4 protein-coding genes are annotated in these 3,531 nt (G+C 73.1%); all 4 read right to left on the minus strand.

Annotated features, from left to right (window positions below):
- Positions 1 to 432: MoxR family ATPase (locus tag K4G64_RS38710; RefSeq protein WP_221760535.1), on the minus strand; the 432-nt coding region annotated here is incomplete at its 3' end.
- Positions 432 to 1,628, minus strand: a complete 1,197-nt coding sequence (locus K4G64_RS38715; RefSeq protein ID WP_221760533.1) for a DUF4350 domain-containing protein — start codon at positions 1,626 to 1,628, stop codon at positions 432 to 434. The genes K4G64_RS38715 and K4G64_RS38710, both read right to left, overlap by 1 nt.
- On the minus strand, positions 1,625 to 2,392 hold the full coding sequence (locus K4G64_RS38720; RefSeq protein WP_221760534.1) for a DUF4129 domain-containing protein: 768 nt from the start codon (positions 2,390 to 2,392) through the stop codon (positions 1,625 to 1,627). The genes K4G64_RS38715 and K4G64_RS38720 overlap by 4 nt, the downstream gene beginning before the upstream one ends.
- A gap of 4 nt (positions 2,393 to 2,396) precedes the next feature.
- A partial coding sequence (locus K4G64_RS38725) for a glycerophosphoryl diester phosphodiesterase membrane domain-containing protein (RefSeq protein WP_260461565.1) occupies positions 2,397 to 3,531 on the minus strand: 1,135 nt, incomplete at its 5' end.

A 3,531-nucleotide genomic window follows, 5' to 3' on the forward strand; every position in this document is an offset into this window, starting at 1 on the left:
GTCGACGGTGACCTGGCGTTCCTCCATGGCCTCCAGGAGGGACGACTGGGTCTTGGGGGGCGTGCGGTTGATCTCGTCGGCGAGGAGGAGGTTGGTGAAGACCGGGCCGGGCTGGAAGGAGAACTCGGCGCTGCGGGTGTCGTAGACCAGGGAGCCGGTCACGTCGCTCGGCATGAGGTCGGGGGTGAACTGGACGCGCTTGGTGTCGAGTTCGAGAGCGGAGGCAAGGGCGCGGACCAGGAGGGTCTTGGCGACGCCGGGGACGCCTTCGAGGAGGACGTGGCCGCGGCAGAGCAGGGCGACGACGAGACCGGTGACGGCGGGGTCCTGGCCGACCACGGCCTTGGCGATCTCGGCGCGCAGGGCCTCCAGGGCGTCGCGGGCGGTGCCCGGGTCCCCGGTCTGCCCGGCGTTGTCAGTGGTCGGGTCCATCATGGACGGCGTACCTCTCTTTCGAGGGCGTCGAGTCGGTCGGCGAGTGCGATGAGTGCTGTGTCGTCGCTGGGCGGTGGTCCGAAGAGGAGGGCGTGCTGGTCCTGGCCGTTGCCGTGGAGGCGGGCGGACAGGGCGGGGAGCAGGGCCTCGGGCGTGTGCGCCTGGGTGACGGGGACGCCTACGAGGGGGGCGAGGCGGGTGCGGGTGGTGGAGCGAAGAGCGTCGGCCGCGCGGTCGCGGGCGTCGGTCTTGCGGTAGAGGCGGGCGCGGCCTGCGGCGGTTTCGGAGGCGCGGATCGCGACGGGGAGTTTTTCGGGCACGAGGGGGCCCAGCCGGCGTGCCCTCCAGAGGGCGGCCAGGGCTGCGGCGACGAAGAGCTGCAGGGTGCCCCAGAGCCAGCCCGAGGGGAGCAGGTCGAAGAAGCTGCGTTCGTCGTCGGTGCCGCCGGCCGACGTGTCGGAGAGCGAGGGGAGGTACCAGACCAGATGGGGGCGGGAGCCGAGGAGTTGGAGGGCGAGCGAGGCGTTGCCCTGCTCGTCGAGGCGGTCGTTGAGGAGGATGTCGGGCGCGCCGAGGGCGATGGTGTCGCCGTTCCCCTTGTCGTGCGGGAGGCGCAGCAGAGTGGCAAGGCGTTCGCTGGGGTAGCAGGTGTCGGCGCCGAGGTGGGTGGTGGTGTAGCGGACGCCGCCGGTGTCGGCGGGGCCTGCGCGTCGGGCGGCGGGCAGGGCGCAGTCGGGGGCGAGCGTCGAGTCGAGGCTGGTGGCGGGGTCGGCGGTGACGCCGGGGGCGAGCCGTTCGATGGAGGCGCTTCCGGAGGCGACCAGGACGGTGCGGCTGCCGGAGTCGGCGAACGCCTTGTGCAGGCGGGTCTGCTGAGTGCGGGTCAGCAGGTCGGGGGAGGCGACCAGGAGAGTCGTGTCCGGGCCGGCCGCGGTGGCTGCCTCGTCGAGGGTGGAGACGACGCGGGTGTCCACGCCGCGGTCGGCGAGGAGTTCGGCGACGGCGCGGCTGCCGCCCGGGTCGGCGGAGCGCGGGTCGAGTTCGCCGTGGCGGGCGTCGGAGCGGACGACGGCGATGGCGACGGCTCCCGCGAGGAGGACCACGAGCGCGAGTGCGATGCCGCGGGCGCGGGTCCACACCTGGCGGGCGGTGGGCGAGGCCGAGGTGGGTGCGAGGGTGGCCTCGGTGGTCATTCGGCGGCTCCCTGGCGGGTGTTGGGGGCCGTGGCGGCGCTGCTCGTCGCGAGCTGGGGCTTGGTGCGTTCCAGGTCGCGGTCGAGTTCGGCGATGCGGTGGTACGACTGCTCGGTCGCCGAGCGGCCACCGTACGTCACGTCGTCGAAGTCGCGGGCGGCGGTGCGCAGTCGGTCGGTGTGGGCGGGCAGGGCCCGGCCGGCTTCGGCTGCGGCCTCGTCGGCGGTGCGGCCGGGGCGGACGTCGAGGAGGGCGCGTTCCTCCAGGGCGCGGACGAGGGCGCGCATGCGTTCCTGGACGGCCTGGTTCCAGTGGCCCTGGGCGGCGTGTGCCTCCGCGGCGGCGCGGTGTTCTGCGGCGCTGCGGGGACGGTCGTCGAACAGGGTTGCGGACGAGGTGGGTTGGCGGCGAGGGGTGCCCAGGCGCCACCACAGGGCGGCCAGGACCGCGATGACGGCCAGGATGATGACGACCAGGCCGAGTGTGCCGCCGGGGGTGGCGGTCGAGGCGGCGTTGAAGAGTTTGCCGAGCCATTCCCAGAAGGCGTCGAGTGCGCGCTGGAACAGGCTGGGGTCGTTCTCGTGGTACATCCGCTTGGACAGTTCGCGCCGGGCCGCCTCGCGCGCGGGGTCGCGCGGGATGGTGAGGGGCGGGTCGTCGGCGGAGCGTGCCGACGACAGCAGGGAGGTGTCGCCGGCGCTCAGCAGCGTTCGTATGCCGGCGCGTGGCAGCGCCGTTGTGAGAAGTTCCCCCGCCCGGCTCACCGCATCAGCTCCCCGGGGTGGTGCCGGGGGCGGTGGAGCCGTAGCCCTGGACACCGGCGGCGCGGGCCAGTTCGAGGTCGAGGGCCTCGCGGCGGATGCGCTGGTCGATGTAGAGGAGCACGGTGACGCCGGCCGTGATCGGGAACGTGATCATGGAGCCGATCACCGAGCCGATGCCGCTGATGATGAGGAACGACCAGCCGAGGCTGCCGACACCGGTGTTGAGCCAGCCGGTGAGGCCGTCGCCGCTGAGGGCCGCGGCGAGCAGGGTGAACGGGATGACGATGATCGAGGCGACGACGTTCGCGATGAGCGTGGCGAGCAGCTGGATGCCGAAGATCCGCCACCAGGTGCCCTGGACGAGCTTCGCGGAGCGGCTCATGGCCTTCTTGATGCCCTGCTTCTCCAGCATGAGGGCGGGAGAGGCGAGGGAGAAGCGGATCGCCAGCCACAGGGCGACGATGCCGGCGCCGATGATGCCGAGCACGGTGAGGGCGATACCTGGGCCGCTGCTCCCGGCGACGGTGACGAGGAGGCCGGGCAGGGCTCCCACGGTGACGACGCCGACGGTGATGAGCAGCAACACGCAGATGAGGCCGAACAGTTTGAGGATCTGAGGGCGGGCGTCTCGCCAGGCCTCGCCGATGGTCACCGACTTGCCGAGCACGGCGCGGCTGGTGACGGTCGTGAGCAGCGCGGTCGCGATGACGGTGCCGACCAGAGAGATCACGAACACGACGGAGGAGTTGAGCATGGCGTCGCCCATGGCGCTGCTCAGCTCGCTGAGGGTGGCGCTGGGGTCGTTGAGGGCCTCGGTGCTGGAGTCGTCCAGGACCAGGCCCTGGAACAGGACGACGATGACCTCGGTGAGGACGGCGACGGTCAGCGAGATGCCGAGGACCGTGCGCCAGTAGGTGCGCATGGTGGAGACGGCGCCGTCGAGGATCTCGCCCACGCCGAGCGGGCGGAGCGGGATGACGCCGGGCTTGGCGGCGGGCGGGGGACCGCCCCAGCCGCCTCCCCAGCCGCCGGGGCGCCCTGGGGCGCCGTACCCGCCGTGGCCCGCGGGGCCGTGTCCGCCGGGGGGCTGGTTGCCCCAGCCCCCCGGCGGACACGGCCCCGCGGGCCACGGCGGGTAC

This window comes from Streptomyces sp. WAC04114 (assembly GCF_019733245.1).
GTDB lineage: Bacteria > Actinomycetota > Actinomycetes > Streptomycetales > Streptomycetaceae > Streptomyces > Streptomyces massasporeus_A.

Bases quoted from the DNA above. Each gene is read 5' to 3' on its own strand.
- K4G64_RS38715 (WP_221760533.1), bottom strand. From the start codon at position 1,628: ATGACCACCGAGGCCACCCTCGCACCCACCTCGGCCTCGCCCACCGCC.